The sequence below is a fragment of the Streptomyces sp. bgisy159 genome (assembly GCF_057707805.1).
The window spans coordinates 317726-334500 of the sequence record NZ_JBYIQX010000002.1 but is presented as its reverse complement, the minus strand read 5'-3'; the positions used below and the strand labels follow the sequence as shown (position 1 = coordinate 334500).

Annotated in this window: 11 protein-coding genes; 6 read left to right on the top strand and 5 right to left on the bottom strand. The window is 72.2% G+C overall.

Annotated elements, in window-relative coordinates; all coding sequences use genetic code 11:
* Positions 1–9 precede the first annotated feature (9 nt).
* From nuoL to nuoN, 3 genes are read left to right on the top strand one after another with little or no spacing between them, the layout of a single operon-like run.
* Entirely contained in the window at positions 10–1974 is a 1965-nt protein-coding gene (nuoL, locus tag AC3ET3_RS03630; RefSeq protein ID WP_432155490.1) for an NADH-quinone oxidoreductase subunit L, read from the top strand.
* Positions 1975–1979: 5 nt separating this feature from the next.
* Complete coding sequence (locus AC3ET3_RS03625) at positions 1980–3551, top strand: NADH-quinone oxidoreductase subunit M (RefSeq protein ID WP_432134307.1); 1572 nt, start codon at positions 1980–1982, stop codon at positions 3549–3551.
* The gene (gene nuoN, locus AC3ET3_RS03620) at positions 3548–5206 is read left to right on the top strand and encodes an NADH-quinone oxidoreductase subunit NuoN (RefSeq protein WP_432134306.1); all 1659 of its coding nucleotides are present in this window, start codon (positions 3548–3550) and stop codon (positions 5204–5206) included. Before AC3ET3_RS03625 ends, nuoN begins: the two co-directional genes overlap by 4 nt.
* An 87-nt stretch (positions 5207–5293) precedes the next feature.
* Here the strand turns inward: nuoN and AC3ET3_RS03615 are convergent, their stop codons facing one another.
* Complete coding sequence (locus tag AC3ET3_RS03615) at positions 5294–5890, bottom strand: Uma2 family endonuclease (RefSeq protein WP_432134305.1); 597 nt, start codon at positions 5888–5890, stop codon at positions 5294–5296.
* A gap of 208 nt (positions 5891–6098) precedes the next feature.
* Between AC3ET3_RS03615 and recQ the strand changes: the two genes are divergently transcribed.
* Positions 6099–8123, top strand: coding sequence for a DNA helicase RecQ (gene recQ / locus AC3ET3_RS03610; RefSeq protein ID WP_435611602.1), 2025 nt, complete (start codon positions 6099–6101; stop codon positions 8121–8123).
* Between the two features lie 170 nt (positions 8124–8293).
* Here the strand turns inward: recQ and AC3ET3_RS03605 are convergent, their stop codons facing one another.
* Positions 8294–9235, bottom strand: a complete 942-nt coding sequence (locus tag AC3ET3_RS03605) for a M56 family metallopeptidase (RefSeq protein WP_432155488.1) — start codon at positions 9233–9235, stop codon at positions 8294–8296.
* 151 nt (positions 9236–9386) lie between these two features.
* Positions 9387–10601: a fumarylacetoacetase gene (gene fahA, locus AC3ET3_RS03600; protein WP_432134302.1), complete on the bottom strand. Its 1215-nt coding sequence runs from the start codon at positions 10599–10601 to the stop codon at positions 9387–9389.
* Positions 10602–10910: 309 nt separating this feature from the next.
* On the opposite strand from fahA, the gene AC3ET3_RS03595 reads away from it, so the two are divergent.
* Together AC3ET3_RS03595 and AC3ET3_RS03590 are read left to right on the top strand one after the other, a co-directional pair.
* A complete protein-coding gene (locus tag AC3ET3_RS03595; RefSeq protein ID WP_432134301.1) occupies positions 10911–12149 on the top strand; it encodes a DegT/DnrJ/EryC1/StrS family aminotransferase in 1239 nt (412 codons plus the stop codon).
* 133 nt (positions 12150–12282) lie between these two features.
* Complete coding sequence (locus tag AC3ET3_RS03590) at positions 12283–15087, top strand: lipopolysaccharide biosynthesis protein (RefSeq protein ID WP_435611629.1); 2805 nt, start codon at positions 12283–12285, stop codon at positions 15085–15087.
* On the opposite strand, the gene AC3ET3_RS03585 is transcribed toward AC3ET3_RS03590, so the two are convergent.
* Together AC3ET3_RS03585 and AC3ET3_RS03580 are read right to left on the bottom strand one after the other, a co-directional pair.
* Positions 15008–16129 (bottom strand): glycoside hydrolase family 26 protein, encoded by a 1122-nt coding sequence (locus AC3ET3_RS03585; protein ID WP_432155486.1) that lies wholly within the window; start codon positions 16127–16129, stop codon positions 15008–15010. The two genes, AC3ET3_RS03590 and AC3ET3_RS03585, sit on opposite strands and share 80 nt — an antisense overlap.
* Positions 16126–16581, bottom strand: coding sequence for a hypothetical protein (locus AC3ET3_RS03580; protein ID WP_432155485.1), 456 nt, complete (start codon positions 16579–16581; stop codon positions 16126–16128). Before AC3ET3_RS03580 ends, AC3ET3_RS03585 begins: the two co-directional genes overlap by 4 nt.
* Positions 16582–16775 lie beyond the last annotated feature (194 nt).

The following is a 16775-nucleotide window of genomic DNA, read 5'->3' as shown; positions in this document are numbered from 1 at the left end:
GGAAGAATCGTGGAGAACCTGATCGCGCTGCTCATCGCGGCGCCCCTGCTCGGAGCGGCCGTCCTGCTGGTCGGCGGCCGTCGGCTCGACGCCGTCGGCCACTGGATCGGCACGCTCCTGTCGGCCGTCTCCTTCGTGTTCGGCCTGATCCTCTTCGGCGACCTCCTCGGCAGGAGCGCCGAGGACCGGACGCTGACCCAGCACCTGTTCAGCTGGATCCCGGTCGAGGGCTTCCAGGCGGACGTCGCGTTCCGCCTGGACCAGCTGTCGATGACGTTCGTGCTGCTGATCACCGGCGTCGGCTCGCTGATCCACCTGTACTCGGTCGGGTACATGGAGCACGACGAGCGCCGCCGCCGCTTCTTCGGCTATCTGAACCTGTTCCTCGCGGCGATGCTGATCCTGGTCCTCGCCGACAACTACCTGCTGCTCTACGTCGGCTGGGAGGGCGTCGGTCTCGCCTCCTACCTGCTGATCGGCTTCTGGCAGCACAAGCCCAGCGCGGCCACCGCGGCGAAGAAGGCCTTCCTGGTCAACCGCGTCGGCGACATGGGCCTGTCGATCGCCATCATGCTGATGTTCACCACGTTCGGGACCTTCGCCTTCGGCCCGGTGCTCGGCACCCAGGAGGAGCCCGGGCTGGTCGGCGACACCTCGGAGGGCAAGCTCACCGCCATCGCGCTGATGCTGCTGCTGGCCGCGTGCGGCAAGTCCGCCCAGGTGCCGCTGCAGTCCTGGCTCGGTGACGCGATGGAGGGCCCGACCCCGGTCTCCGCCCTCATCCACGCGGCGACCATGGTGACGGCGGGCGTCTACCTGATCGTCCGGTCCGGCGCGATCTTCAACGGGGCGCCCGACGCACAGCTCGTCGTCACCGTCGTCGGCGCGGTCACGCTGCTGTTCGGTGCGATCGTCGGTTGCGCGAAGGACGACATCAAGAAGGCGCTGGCCGGCTCGACCATGTCGCAGATCGGCTACATGGTGCTGGCCGCCGGCCTCGGCCCGATCGGCTACGTCTTCGCGATCATGCACCTGGTGACGCACGGCTTCTTCAAGGCGGGACTGTTCCTCGGCGCCGGTTCCGTCATGCACGGCATGAACGACGAGGTCGACATGCGCCGGTACGGCGGCCTGCGCAAGTACATGCCGGTCACCTTCGTCACCTTCGGCCTCGGCTACCTCGCGATCATCGGCTTCCCGGGCCTGTCCGGCTTCTTCTCCAAGGACAAGATCATTGAGGCGGCGTTCGCCAAGGGCGGCACCGAGGGCTGGATCCTCGGCGGCGCGGCCCTGCTCGGCGCGGCCATCACCGCCTACTACATGACGCGCGTGATGCTGATGACGTTCTTCGGCGAGGAGCGCTGGCGCAACCGGGCCACCCCGTCGCCGGCCGAGCCCGGCGTGGAGCCCGCCGCCGACACCCGGGGCGACCACGCGGAGCCGCACCCGCACGAGTCGCCCAAGGTCATGACGATCCCGATGATCCTGCTGGCCGTCGGGTCGGTCGGCGCCGGCGCGTTCTTCAGCATCGGCGAGCGCTTCCTGCACTGGCTGGAGCCCATCACCGGGTTCGACCACGGAGACTCCCCGGTGGGAGCGGCCACGGTCACCGGCGCGACCGTGGCCTGCATGGTCGTCGGCGTCGCCGTCGCCTGGGCCCAGTACGGCCGCCGCCCGGTCCCCGTCGTCGCCCCGCGCGGCTCGCTGCTCACCCGGGCCGCCCGCCGCGATCTGCTCCAGGACGACTTCAACCACATCGTCCTGGTGCGCGGCGGCGAGCACCTCACGCGGTCCCTGGTCTACGTCGACCACACGCTGGTCGACGGTGTCGTCAACGGCACGGCGGCCTCGGTCGGCGGCCTGTCCGGACGGATGCGCAGGCTCCAGAACGGCTTCGCGCGGTCGTACGCGGTCTCGATGTTCGGCGGTGCGGCACTGCTGGTCGCCGCGACCCTGCTGATGAGGGCGGTCTGATACCGATGTCCTTTCCTCTGCTGACAGCGACGGCGGCGCTCCCGGCGATCGGAGCGGTGGCCACGGCCGCCGTCCCGGCCGCCCGGCGCAACGCCGCCAAGGCACTGGCGCTTTTCTTCTCCCTGGCCACGCTGGCCCTGGCGATCGTCGTCCTGGTCCGCTTCGACCCGGACGGCGCGCGCTACCAGCTCACCGAATCCCATTCCTGGATCGCGGACTTCGGGGTGCGGTACGAGCTGGGCGTGGACGGCATCGCGGTGGCGCTGATCGCGCTCACCGCCGTCCTCATCCCCTTCATCGTCCTGGCGGGCTGGCACGACGCCGACCCGCTGGAGACCGGCAGCAAGCGGTGGCGGCCCACCCAGGGCTTCTTCGCACTGATCCTGGCGGTCGAGGCGATGGTGATCATCTCCTTCGAGGCCACCGACGTCTTCCTCTTCTACATCTTCTTCGAAGCCATGCTGATCCCGATGTACTTCCTCATCGGCGGCTTCGGGGACCGGGCCCATGAGCACGGTGAGAAGGTGGCGGCCACCCAACGGTCGTACGCCGCGGTGAAGTTCCTGCTCTACAACCTGGCCGGCGGTCTGATCATGCTGGCCGCGGTGATCGGCCTCTACGTCGTCGCGGGCAACTTCTCCCTCCCGGAGATCGCCCAGGCCCGGGCCGACGGCTCGCTGGACATGGCGACCGGCACGGAACGCTGGCTGTTCCTCGGGTTCTTCTTCGCCTTCGCGGTGAAGGCGCCGCTGTGGCCGCTGCACACCTGGCTGCCGAACGCGATGGGCGAGTCCACCGCCCCGGTCGCCGTGCTCATCACCGCGGTCGTCGACAAGGTGGGCACCTTCGCGATGCTCCGCTTCTGCCTCGGGCTGTTCCCGCAGGCCAGTGAGTGGGCGACGCCGGTCATCCTGGCCCTCGCCCTGGTCAGCATCATCTACGGGGCGCTGCTCGCGGTCGGCCAGCGCGACATCAAGCGGCTGGTGGCCTACGCGTCGATCTCCCACTTCGGCTTCATCATCATGGGCATCTTCGCGATGACCAGCCAGGGCCAGTCGGGCGCCACGCTGTACATGGTCAACCACGGCATCTCGACGGCCGCGCTGATGCTGGTCGCCGGCTTCCTGATCTCCCGGCGCGGTTCGCGGCTCATCGCCGACTACGGCGGGGTGCAGAAGGTCGCCCCCGTGCTCGCCGGAACCTTCCTGATCGGCGGCCTGGCGACGCTGTCGCTGCCGGGTCTGGCGCCGTTCGTCAGCGAGTTCCTCGTCCTGGTCGGCACGTTCACGCGCTACCCGGCGGTCGGGATCATCGCCACGTTCGGCATCGTTCTGGCCGCGCTCTACACCCTCGTCCTCTACCAGCGGACGATGACGGGCCCGGTGAAGCCCGAGGTGTCGGCGATGCCCGACCTCCGGGTGCGCGAGCTGGCGGTGGTGGCCCCGCTGATCGTGCTGCTGGTGTTCCTGGGCGTCTACCCGAAGCCCGTCACGGACATCGTCAACCCGGCGGTCAAGCAGACCATGTCGGACGTACAGAAGAGTGACCCCCGGCCCGATGTGGAGGCGGCCAAGTGAGCGCAACAGCCGTCCACAGCCTGTGGACAACGGCGGCAGCCGCGACCGAGCCGATCGCGAAGATCGACGCGCCGAAGATCGAGTACGGGCAATTGTCGCCCACCCTGATCGTCGTGGGCGCGGCGATCCTCGGGGTGCTGGTCGAGGCACTGGTGCCGCGCAGACACCGCTACTACACCCAGGTCTTCCTGGCCGTGGTGGCGCTGTGCGCCGCGTTCGCCGCGGTCGTGGCACTCGCCGCCGACGGGTACGCCACCACCAAGGCCGGCATCGCCGCGATGGGAGCCATCGCCGTCGACGGCCCGGCGCTCTTCCTGCAGGGCACGATCCTGCTGGCCGCGCTGGTCGGGGTGTTCACCTTCGCCGAGCGGCGCCTGGACCCGGTGGCGCACGGCAACCGGGTCGACTCCTTCGCCGCGCAGGCGGCCTCCGTGCCGGGCAGCGACAGCGAGAAGGCGGCCGTCAAGGCGGGCTTCACCACCACCGAGGTCTTCCCGCTGCTGCTGTTCGCGGTGGCCGGCATGCTGATCTTCCCGGCCGCCAACGACCTGCTGACCTTCTTCATCGCGCTGGAGGTCTTCTCGCTGCCGCTGTACCTGCTGTGCGCGCTGGCCCGCCGCAAGCGGCTGATGTCGCAGGAGGCCGCGGTCAAGTACTTCCTGCTCGGCGCGTTCGCCTCCGCGTTCACCCTGTTCGGCATCGCCCTGCTGTACGGGTACGCGGGCTCCGTGTCCTACGCGCGGATCGCGGCCGTCGTCGACGGCACCGTCACCAACGTCGACCCGGCGCTCGCCGGCACCATGGGCAACGACGCGCTGCTGCTGGTCGGCACCGCCCTGCTGGTGATGGGGCTGCTGTTCAAGGTGGGCGCGGTGCCGTTCCACATGTGGACGCCGGACGTCTACCAGGGCGCGCCGACCCCCGTCACCGGCTTCATGGCGGCGGCGACCAAGGTGGCCGCCTTCGGCGCGCTGCTGCGCGTGCTGTACGTCGTCCTGCCGGGCCTGCGCTGGGACTGGCGGCCGGTCATGTGGGGCGTGGCGATCATCACGATGCTCGGCGGTGCGATCGTCGCCATCACCCAGACCGACATCAAGCGGCTGCTGGCGTACTCGTCCATCGCCCACGCGGGCTTCATCCTCGCTGGCGTGATCGCGACCACGGAGGACGGGGTGTCGTCCGTCCTCTTCTACCTGGCGGCGTACTCGTTCGTCACGATCGGCGCCTTCGCCGTGGTCACGCTGGTGCGGGACGCGGGCGGCGAGGCGACGCACCTGTCGAAGTGGGCCGGCCTCGGCCGGCGCTCGCCGCTGGTGGCGGCCGTGTTCGCGGTGTTCCTGCTGGCCTTCGCCGGTATTCCGCTGACGTCCGGCTTCGCGGGGAAGTTCGCGGTGTTCAAGGCGGCGGCGGACGGCGGCGCCGCGCCGCTGGTCGTGGTCGGTGTGATCTCGTCGGCCATCGCCGCGTTCTTCTACATCCGGGTGATCGTGCTCATGTTCTTCAGCGAGCCGAGCCCCGAGGGGCCGACCGTCGCCCTCGCCTCGCCCCTGACCCGGATGGCGATCGGCATCGGCGTGGCGGTCACGCTGGTGCTGGGCGTGGCGCCCCAGTACTTCCTGGACCTGGCGAGCCAGGCGGGGGTGTTCGTGCGCTGACCGGTGGCTTCGCACCCGGCGGACAGGACAGCGGCCCGGCTCCCTCGGGGGTGCCGGGCCGCTGTCGCGCCGAGGGGGAGCCGCCGGTCACTTCTCGCGGCGGGCCTTGATCCGGGTGAGGTCCAGGTCGACGGGGAACGGAACGTCCACCTTCATCCGCTCGCGGAAGATGCCCACGCTGGTGTAGGAGCCGGTGGTGGGCTCCAGCTCGAACACGTGGACCGCGGCGCGGCCCTTCTCGTTCTCGACGCGCCAGTAGTGGGGGATCTTGGCGTTGGAGTACTTCAAGGGCTTCGTCTCGCGGTCCCGGGAGACGGAGTCCTCGGAGACGACCTCGACGGCCAAAATGACGGCATCCGCCGGGAACCGGGTCTGCTCCGGAGTCTCCACGACTTCCCCGCGCACCACGACCACGTCCGGCTCCGGCCTGTTCTGACGATCGATGTCGATGGTGAATTCGCGGAACACCTCAAGGTCCGCCGGTGCCAGAGACTGAAGCTGCCACTTGATGAAATCAATGGCGCGCTCGTGAAAGACGGTCTGCGGACTCACGAAGACCAGGCTCCCGTCGATCAATTCCGTGTGCGGAGGAAGATTCGGAAGCCGGTCCAGGTCGTCGGCGGTCCAGCCGCCCTCCGGCGGGATGGGCCAGCCGGACGTGGACGCCTTCGGTTCGACGCTCATCAGTGCTCCCATGGGACGGAGTCTCGCCGGGGCATTCAGACTATCGGGCGGAAACGGACGGGGCTCCCACGTATGTGTGAACGAGTGCCGCACCCTTGATCGAACTGTTCGATTGCAAAGGGATCGACCTGTGGATAACTCCGAGGGTGTCAGTCGGGAGCCCTATCGTGGAGGCAGTGGTCGAGGGACGAAGCAGGGGGACGAGGCGATGGTCGGGACGGGTGACACGGTTGTGATGACCGAAGCGGACATGTCGGGGACGAGTGGCGGCAGCGAGGCGCTCGCCGCCCTGCGCCGGGTCTTCGGGTACGAGGCTTTCCGCGGCGAGCAGGAAGCGGTCATCGAGCATGTGGTGGCCGGCGGCGACGCGGTCGTGCTCATGCCCACCGGTGGCGGCAAGTCGCTGTGTTACCAGATCCCGTCCCTGGTCAGGCCGGGCACCGGCATCGTGGTCTCGCCGTTGATCGCGCTGATGCAGGACCAGGTGGACGCGCTCCGCGCGCTCGGCGTGCGCGCCGGCTTCGTCAACTCCACGCAGGACTTCGACGAGCGCCGGGTGGTCGAGGCCGAGTTCCTGGCCGGCGAGCTGGACCTGCTCTATCTGGCGCCGGAACGGCTGCGGCTGGAGTCCACGCTCGAACTGCTCTCCCGCGGCAAGATCTCCGTCTTCGCGATCGACGAGGCGCACTGTGTCTCCCAGTGGGGTCACGACTTCCGCCCTGACTACCTGGCGCTGTCCCTGCTCGGCGAGCGCTGGCCGGACGTGCCGAGGATCGCCCTCACGGCGACGGCCACCCGCGCCACGCACCAGGAGATCACCCAGCGGCTGAACATGCCGGCGGCCCGGCATTTCGTGGCGAGCTTCGACCGGCCCAACATCCAGTACCGGATCGTGCCGAAGGCCGACCCCAAGAAGCAGCTGCTGGGCTTCCTGCGCGAGGAGCACCCGGGCGACGCGGGCATCGTGTACTGCCTGTCGCGCAACTCCGTGGAGAAGACCGCCGAGTTCCTGTCGAAGAACGGCGTCGTGGCGGTCCCGTACCACGCCGGTCTGGACGCGGGCACCCGTGCGGCGCACCAGTCCCGGTTCCTGCGGGAGGACGGGCTGGTCGTGGTCGCGACCATCGCCTTCGGGATGGGCATCGACAAGCCGGACGTGCGGTTCGTCGCCCATCTCGACCTGCCGAAGTCGGTCGAGGGCTACTACCAGGAGACGGGCCGGGCCGGCCGCGACGGACTGCCGTCCACGGCCTGGATGGCGTACGGGCTCAACGACGTGATCCAGCAGCGCAAGCTGATCCAGTCCGGTGACGGCGACGAGTCCTTCCGCAGACGTGCCCAGGGCCATCTGGACGCCATGCTGGCGCTGTGCGAGACCGCCCGGTGCCGCCGCGGCCAGCTCCTGGACTACTTCGGCCAGGAACCGGACCCGGCGGGCTGCGGCAACTGCGACACCTGCCTGACGCCGCCGGAGACCTGGGACGGCACCGTCGCGGCGCAGAAGGTGCTGTCGACGGTGGTGCGGCTGCAGCGGGAGCGCGGGCAGAAGTTCGGCGCCGTGCAGATCGTCGACATCCTGCTGGGCAAGCGCACGGCCAAGGTCATCCAGTTCGACCACGACCAGCTGTCCGTGTTCGGCATCGGCGAGGACCTCACCGAGGGTGAATGGCGCGGGGTCATCCGGCAGTTGCTGGCGCAGGGGCTGCTGGCGGTGGAGGGGGAGTACGGCACGCTGGTGCTGACCGAGGCCAGCGGCTCGGTGCTCCGCCGCGAGCGCGAGGTGCCGCTGCGCAAGGAGCCGAAGAAGCCGGCGACCGCGAGATCGGGCGGCTCCTCCGGTTCGTCCGCCGGGCGGGGTGAGCGCAAGGCGAAGTCGGTGGCGGCCGAGTTGCCCGAGCACCTGGTGCCGGCGTTCGAGGCGCTGCGGGCCTGGCGGGCGCAACAGGCCCGGGAGCAGGGCGTCCCGGCGTATGTGATCTTCCATGACGCGACGCTGCGGGAGATCGCCCTGGAGTGGCCGACGTCGGTGGCCCAGCTCGGCGGTGTCAGCGGGGTGGGCGAGAAGAAGCTGGTGACCTACGGCGAGGGCGTCCTGGCGGTGCTGGCCGGACTCCCGCGACCGGCGGGCGAGGCCGGCCCGGCGACCGGGCCGGACACCGGGCCCGAGCCGGATGACGCGCCCGACGCTGACTTCTGGTCGGATCCCGAGCCCGAACCCGACTACGAGGCGTGACGGGATTTCGCGGGCCTGACCGGACTGCGCGGGCCTGACGTCCGCCCACTCGGGCGGTGGCGAACCCGGGCGGTGGCGAACCCGGGCGGCGTGCGGGCGCCGGCGCGGCGCCGCGGCGTGGTCCGCTCGCCCCGTGACGGCCGGCCGGGGGTAGCCGCAATCCCGGTGATTCAGCCGCCGAGCGCCGTGAGCCCCGGGGCGAAGGTGATCAGCAGCGGAAGGAGCGGGACCAGGGCGGCCGCCGTCGTCGTCAGGGCCCGGTGGTGGGGGAGCAGCCGGGGCGGGGGTTCGAGGAGTCGGTCGACGCGTTCGCCCAGCAGACGGTGGGTGTTGGCGCAGGAGAGGACGCCCCGGTGCTGGTTCAGCTCGATCAGGGCCAGCGCCGTGGTGAGGTGACCGCAGCGGCGGGAGGCCGTGTCGTCCGCCGCGAGTTCGACCAGGCGGTGGGTCTGATCGCAGAAGTGGGCGAAGAGGGGCACACGGGGGAAGCCGGTCGCGAGGGCGGTCGACAGGTGGAGCAGCCAGTCGTGGCGGGCGCGGGCGTGACCGCGCTCATGGGCGAGGACCGCGTCCAGTTGATGGGAGGTGAGGCGGTGCAGGGCGCCGGTCGTGACGATGAGCTGGGCCGGGTTTCCGGGCAGCCACCAGGCGTCCGGGTACTCGTCCTCCAGCACCAGCAGGGGACCGCGGGCGGCGGGCAGGCCGGCGGGTAGGTCGGGGGCCCGTTCCCGCAGATGGGCGCGGGCGCGGCCGCGGCGCCGACGGGCCTCGACCAGCTCGCGGGCGAGCATCGCGGTGGTCCACGCCGCGCCGGCGGCCAGCAGCAGTGTGAGCGCTGCCGCCCAGAGGGGCGCGGCGGACAGGTCGTAGGCCTCGGCCACGCCGGGCGGCGCGGGCGCGAACACCTGGGCGCGCACGGTCTGGAAGACGGCGGCGGCGCCCAGCAGGAGGGCGGTCAGACAGGACAGCAGGACCGTGGCCACCAGGCACTGCCACACCCACAGCGCGACCACGGGCTCGCGTTCGGGCCAGCCGGCCCGGGTCAGCGCGCGGGGGGCGGGCACGGCGGCCGTCAGGGCGAGGGCGCTCAGCAGGAGCAGGCAGAAGATCACGCCACGGGCTCCGGATCCTGGTCGGGAGGGAGGTGCGGAGAAGGTGGAGCGGATAAGGGTGGTGCGAAGAGGGCGGAGCGGAGAGTGGTGCTGGGCGGCGGGCACTGCGGGACCGCACCCGCCGCCAGTATGACGCTCTCGGCCGCGGGCGTCAGCCCGCCGTGACCCGACCGGTCACCTCGCCGAGGCCCACGCGCAGGCCACCGGGTCCGGGAGCCCAGGCGGACAGCGTGACCACGTCGCCGTCCTCCAGGAACGTCCGCTTGCCGTCGGGGAGTTCGAGCGGGTCGCGGCCGTTCCAGGTGAGCTCCAGCAGGGAGCCGCGCTCACGCTCCGCGGAGCCGCTCACCGTGCCGGAGCCGTAGAGGTCGCCGGTGCGCAGGGAGGCGCCGTTGACCGTCATGTGGGCGAGCTGCTGGGCGGCCGTCCAGTACATCGTGGAGAAGGGGGGTTCGGACACCACATGGCCATTGATCGCGACGGACATGCGCAGGTCGTAGCCCGCGGGCTCCTCGCCCGAGTCGTCGAGGTAGGGCAGCAGGGGGTGGGTGCGCCGCGGCGGGTCCACGCGTGCCTCCTCCAGCGCCTCCAGCGGGGTGATCCAGGCGGACACGGAGGTGGCGAAGGACTTGCCGAGGAAGGGGCCGAGGGGCACGTACTCCCACGCCTGGATGTCGCGGGCGGACCAGTCGTTGAGCAGGCAGAGGCCGAACACGTGGTCGCGGTAGGCGCCGAGGCCCACCGGTTCGCCCATCCGCGACGGGACGCCGACGACGAAGCCCACCTCCGCCTCGATGTCGAGCCGGACCGACGGGCCGAACACCGGTTCGGCGTCGGACGGCGCCTTGCGCTGGCCCGAAGGGCGCACGACGTCCGTGCCGGACACCACGACCGTTCCCGAGCGGCCGTGGTAACCGATCGGCAGGTGCTTCCAGTTGGGGGTGAGCGAGTCGGCGGCATCGGGGCGGAACATCTGGCCGACGTTGCGGGCGTGGTTCTCGGACGCGTAGAAGTCGACGTAGTCCGCGACCTCGAACGGCAGACGCAGGGTCACCGACGACAGGGGGTGGAACAGCGGTTCCAGAACGGCCCGCCGGGCGGGGTCGGTCACCCACTGCCGCAGCGCGGCGCGCACCTGCGACCAGGTGGTGCGTCCCGCCGCGAGCAGCGGGCCGAGCGTCGGCTGTCCGAGCAGCGACGCGTGCGGCGAGCCGAGGGCACGCGCCGCCGCGCCGGCGTCGAGGACGTGGTCACCGAGCCGCACACCGACGGTGCGCTCCTCGGGTGCGTTCGGGCGGGAGAAGACACCGTACGGAAGGTTGTGCGGGCCGAAGGGGTCGCCCTCGGGGAGGTCGAACGGGGGCATCGGGTGCTGCCTCGCTTTCGTGTGCGCCATGTCGTGCTCGCGGGTGCTCCGCGGGTGCCGGGAGCCGGGCCACACGTTACGGCCGACCTCGGGCGGGAGGCACCAGGTGAGAGGGGTGAGGCGTCCGACACCCCGTACGGGGCGCCTCGCGCCGGGCCGCTTCGACAGCGCACCGTCGTCGCGCGGGCACGGCACGTCGTCCACGGGGCGGCCCGCAATCTTGACGGAGCGGTGCGAACAGGGCGACTCTGGGCATGTGCCGCAAGGCCTCGGGGGAGGGGCCTTCGCACGGCACGCCTTGGGGGGCTGATGGCCATTGGGGAGGCCGGCCTCGGGTCAGCGCGTCGTGGTGCACAGCCGAGGCGGCTGGAAGCCACCATGCGCGGCAGACTCGGCCGGGAATGCGTGTACGTGCCGTCGTGCCGGTTCGGGCTGTTCGTGGCGCTGCGCCACTGGTGCCCGCCCGGCGGACGGGTCCTGATGTCGCCGGTCAACGACGACGTCATCTTCTTCGTCGTCCTGGCGGCGGGTCTCAGACCCGTGCAGGCACCGCTGAACCCGCTGGACGCGTCCATCGACGTCGACGCCGTTCCCGACGAGGTGTGGGGCTCCCTGTCGGGGGTGCTGACCACCAACCTGTACGGGAACCCGGACGACGCCGCCCGGCTGCGGCGGCGGTGCGACGCGCTCGGGATCCCGCTGCTGGAGGACGCGGCGCACGCCATCGGCAGCGATACCGGCGGCCGGCCGGTCGGGGCGTGGGGCGACGCGTCGGTCTTCAGCCTGTCCAAGCACGTCGGCGCGAAGGCCGGCGGGTTCCTGTCGTGCGCCGACCCGGGGCTGCGCGAGGCCCTGGCGAAGACCTGCGAGGGCCTGCTGCTGCCGACCCGCCCCACCGCCGAACTCGCCTACGCGGTGAGGCCGTACGCGGAGGCGGCGGTCCGCCGGCTCGGGCTGCGGCGGGCGGCGTGGGCGACGCTCAGGGCGCTGCGGCTGACCGAGCGCGAGGAGATCCGGATGCCGCTGCGGCCCGCCGAGCTGGCCCGCGCGGTCCACGCGGCGCCGGACCTGACGGCGTCCGACTCCTGGGTCCGTGTCGACATGCACGACTACCGGCTGCGGTCCGGACGGCTGCGGCTCGGCCGCATCGCCCGCCGGCTCGACCGGCTCGACCGGGTGCTGGCCGACTGCCGGGCGGGCACCGACCTGCTGCGGGAGACCAGATGGGCGCGGCCCGCCGAGCGGCCGGCGCCGGGCCCGGCACAGCCGCTGTTCCGGGTACCGCTGTTCGTCGCCGACCGGGACGCGGCGAGCGCGGCACTGGCCCGGCGGGGCATGCCCGTCGGTTATCTGTACGACCCGCCGCTGGACGACTACGCGGGCGCCCGGTTCACCGACCCGTCGCCCGACCCGCGCGGCGCGCGCTGGTTCGCGCGGCACGCGCTGCCCGTGGACCCGCGGCGCGCCCGCGAGGTGGCGCGGGCACTGGAGGAGTCCGGGGTGCGCCCGGCCGGTCCGCCGGGAGGGCCGGGGCCGACACGTGGCTGAGACCAGAGCCGGGACACCGGCCGGAGTCCGGGCCGCCGTGCCCGCCACCTCGGACGCGGCCCCGGAGCGCAAGGGCCTCGCGCCGGCCGTTGCGCCGCCCGCGGACTCGCTGTTCCGGAACGCCTACTTCCTGATGCTCAGCACCGGGGTCTCGGCCGTGCTCGGCCTGGGCTTCTGGCTGGTGGCGGCCCGCTACTACTCCGAGGAGGCGGTCGGCGAGGGGTCCGCCGCCATCGCCGCGATGCGCCTGCTGGCCAGCATCACGGCGACCACGATGATCGGTGCCGTCGTACGGTTCGTGCCGCGCGCGGGGCGCCGGACGGGGGCGCTGGTGTGGCGGGCGTACGCGGCGAGTTCGGTGGTGGTGACGGTCGCCGCCGTCCTCTTCCTGCTCACCCTCGACCTGTGGGGCGACTCCTACGCGCCGCTCGGCGGCCGGGCGGCCGGTGCGGCGTTCGTGGTGGCCTGTGTGGCGTGGGCGCTGCTCACCCTGCAGGACGGGGTGCTGACCGGGCTGCGCCGATCCGGCTGGGTGCCGATCGGCAACGCGGTGTTCTCGATCGGCAAGCTGGTCCTGCTGGTCGTCCTCGCCGGCGCGCTGCCGGTCCTCGGCATCTTCGTGTCCTGGGCGGTCGCCATCGCCTTCTCGACCCTGCCGCTCGGCTGGCTGATCTTCCGTCGGCTGATACCGCGCCAGGAGGCCGCCGACCGGCACGTCGACCCGCCCGGGCTGCGCACGATGGGCCGCTTCCTGGCCGGGGACTCGCTGGGCGCGTTGTTCAGCCTGGCGATGATCAACCTGTTGCCGGTGATGGTCGCGGTCCGCTTCAGCGCGGCGCAGAACGGCTACTTCTACGTGGCCTACACCGTCGGCGGGACCATGGAGTTCCTGGCCATCAACATGGCCTCCTCCCTCACCGCGCACGCCTCGCACGACCCTCGCCATCTCGCCGACGGGGTGCGCGGCGCGCTGCGCCGGATGACGCTGCTGCTGGTGCCGGTGGTCGCGGTGCTGGTGCTGTTCGCGCCGCAGGTCCTGGCGCCGTTCAGCCCCGACTACGCGGAGCACGGCACCACCGTGCTGCGTCTGCTGGCCGCAGGGGCGCTGCCCAGGGTGGTCGTGGAGCTGTACATCGGGGTGCTGCGCGTCCAGGGCCGCACCGGGATGCTCGCCGCGCTGCAGGGCGCGATGTGCACGCTGGTGCTGGGCAGTGCGGCCCTGCTGTTCGCTCCGGCGGGCATCGCGGGCGCGGGCTGGGCGGTGCTGCTCAGCATGACTCTGATCGCCGGCTTCTGCGTCGCCGGTCTGCGCTCCGCGCTGCGCCGCGGGGCCCCGGGGCCGGCCGGCCCACCCGCCGCCGAACCGGCCTACGGCACCCGCTGGGCCCGGATGAACGCCGCCGCCGGGTACGTCACCGATCCGGTGTCCGGCTCCCCCCGCGCTCGCGCGGGCGGGGACGCGGACACGGTCACGCTGTTCATCGGGCGCCCGGGGTACGAACGTGAGGCGCTCCAAGCGGACACGCTCGCGCTGATCAGGCGGCGGCAGGGGAGCGGGGCGGGTGCCGACGGCTCGGCAGGGGACCTGCCGACCGCGCAGTTCCGCGCGAAGCTGCTGCCCGGGGAGACCGCGGACCGGGCTCCGGGCGACACGACCGCCCGCGAGGTCGGCCGACGGCGGGACGGCGCGCACGAGGACGGCCGGTCCGAGTCCGCCTCGGCCTCCGCCGGACCGACCGCGCACCCAGGGCCTCCCGCGCACCCGGAGCACCTGGAGACCTTCGAGCACCCAGAGCACCGAGACGCCCCCGGCCACCCCGAGGTCCCCGACCACCCAGCGGTGCCCGAGCCGCCTGAGCACCTAGAGGTCCCGGAGTACCTGGAGTACCCGGAGTACCCACAGCAGCCCCCCGAGCGCCCCGACCACATCGTGTCCTCAAGAGCACCGAGTACCGCCGCGTCCCATGCCCCCGCACCCCATGCCCCCGCACCCCGTGCCCCCGCACCCCGTGCCACCGCACTCCATGCCCCCGCACCCCGTGCCCCCGCACCCCGTGCCACCGCACTCCGTGCCGCCGCACCCCATGCCCCCGCACCCCCCGAACTCCCAGCCCCGCCCAGCGCCGCAGCCCTCCCTCCCAGCCGGCGCCCTCCGGGGGCCGCCGGCCCCACCCTCCGCGAGCGATGGCTCACCCGGACCCTGTGGGGTCTGCTCGGCGTGGCCACCGCCGGATACTGGGCGGCGGTGCGCGGACTGCCGTGGCGTGGTGGTACGGCGGGGGACTACCTGGCCGGGCGCCGGATGCTGGCGGACCTGCCGCCCGCGGCACTGGTCGCGGGAGGCCTGCTGCTGGTGGTGTTCGCGGGCGCGGTCACCCTGCGCCCCGCGTCGGACGTGTGGCTGCCGGCGACGGCGCTGGGCTCGGCCCTGCTCGCCCTGTACGCCGTGCCGGTGGCCTTCGGCCGGGAGCCCCGGCCGGTCGACGGACACGGGTACGAGCGGACGGCCGGCCGGCTCGCGGACGCAGTGGACCTCGCCGGTCCCGAGCCGCTGCTGCGGTGGGCGCCACCGGTGGTGCAGCTGCTGTGTCTCGTACCGCTGTGGCTGGTCCTCGCTCGTGTGGGCGGCCGGCTGACGTGGCCCGGGCGCTGGGCGGTGCTGTACCTGGTCGCGGTGGGCGGCTGGGTGTGGCGGCAGGAGCTGGCGCCGCTGGCGGTGCCGATGTTCGCCGTCCTGGTCCTCGCCGCCGTACTGCTGCGGCTCGGCCGGCCCGCCGACGCCTGGTCGGCGGCCGGGCCCGCTGAGACGACGGGCCGGTGTCGGCACGTGAGACGGCGGGCCGGTGCCGGCCCCGGGTTCAGCGGGACGGCACCGGCTGGTGGAAGTAGCTGTTGCGGCCCGCCTCCCGGTAACCCTCCAGTCCGGGACCCTCGTTGACCGTCAGGTCGCAGGCGGGCCGGTCGGAGGTGGCGCGGTTCCAGTGCACCAGCGCCTTCACCCCGGGGAGTCGCTTCACGGCGGCGGGAATCCGGGTGTACCAGTCGCGCTGGCGCACCGGGTTGTCGGAGTCGGGCGCGGTGGCGTACTCGGCGAGCATCACCGGCTTGTCGTCGCTGATGTTCGCGCGCAGCCAGTCGTAGCTGGGCCGCTGGCTGCGCAGGAAGTCCTTCCAGTCGGTGGTGCCGTGGCACGCGTAGTAGTTGTACTGGTCCATGGCGATCCAGTCGACGTACGCGTCGCCGGGGTAGAGCGCCTTCATGTCGGCGGCGCTGCCGAGGTAGCCGGAGACGGTCCACACCCAGACGACGTTGTCGGCCCCCAGCTCGCGGAAGCGGTCGTGCAGGTGCCGGTAGGCGGCGACGAACTCCTCCGGGGTGCCGGCGCCCTCCTTGATGCGGGCGTCGGTCTCCTGGTCGAAGGAGAAGAAGATCCGCTTGCCGTAGGCCTTGATGCGCCGGATCTGCGGATCGACGATCTCCTCGTCGAGCGCGCCGGAGGCGATGTTCCTCCAGCCGAGCTGGGTCTCGGTCCAGTTCTCGTGGTGCGGCTCGGTCCACACGGTGGACTCCCAGGCGAGCATCAGCAGCCGGTCCCTGCCGAGTTCCTGCTCGTCCGGGGTGAGGAGCTGTCCGTCCCGCCGGGTGCCCGACATGTCGTGGTAGTTGTAGACGAGGTCGAGGCGGCGGCCGATCCTCTTCTCGAAGGCCAGGACGGCGTCCTTGAGGGAGCCGTTCTCGCCGTACGGTACGGCGGCGCCCCACCAGGCCCCGCAGGGCGGCACCAGAATGCCGGTGGGGGCGCAGACGCCGGTGGGCAGGTCGCCGGAGGCGGCGTTGTCCGGCAGCGCGTCCGCGCCGTCGCGATCGCCGCGGTCGGCCCACACGCCCAGCCAGGCGAGCAGCGCGGCCACCGCGACCAGGGCGACCGCCAGAAAGGTACGGCGGGCTGTGCCGCCCACACTCCGACGGTGCCCCTTCATGTGTCACCGCCGTCGGCGGGCCTGGGCCGGGCGCGTTCGGCCGCTCCGCGCGGTGCGGTGGACAGCGGCAGACCGGGCAGGGCCGCGACGACACTGGTCAGGACGGCGAGCGTGACCAGGAAGGCGGTCGCCGAGAAGCGCTCCACCAGGAACAGCGAGGTCGCGGTGAGGACGCCCAGGGAGAGGCTGACGGGCGCCACGAGCGCGACCGCCTCCAGACGGGCGCCGAAGGCCCGCTCGTTCGGCTGCGGGTACAGCACCGCGCAGCCCGGGCCGCACAGCACGAAGAGCAGGACGGGTATCCAGCGCAGCGGCGCGGGTCCGGACACGGTGGTGGCGGTCAGCGCCAGCCAGCCGGAGGCGGCGACGAGGACTCTGAGGTAGGCCGTGGCGGTCTTCCCGGGGAACTCCGTGAGGTTCGCGGGCGGAGTGGGCCGGCCTTCATCGGTCACTTCGATCACACCTTACGAGGCACGGAGTCGAGGCCTGGACTTGAGGCGTGGACATGAGGCGTGGACTTGAGGCGTGGACTTGAGGCATGGGCTTGAGGCGTGGACTTGAGGCGTGGACTTGAGGCGTGGGCTTGAGACATGAACCGCGGGCAGACGTGACGGGTGGAGCCGGGACCCGGAGCGGTCACGAAGGA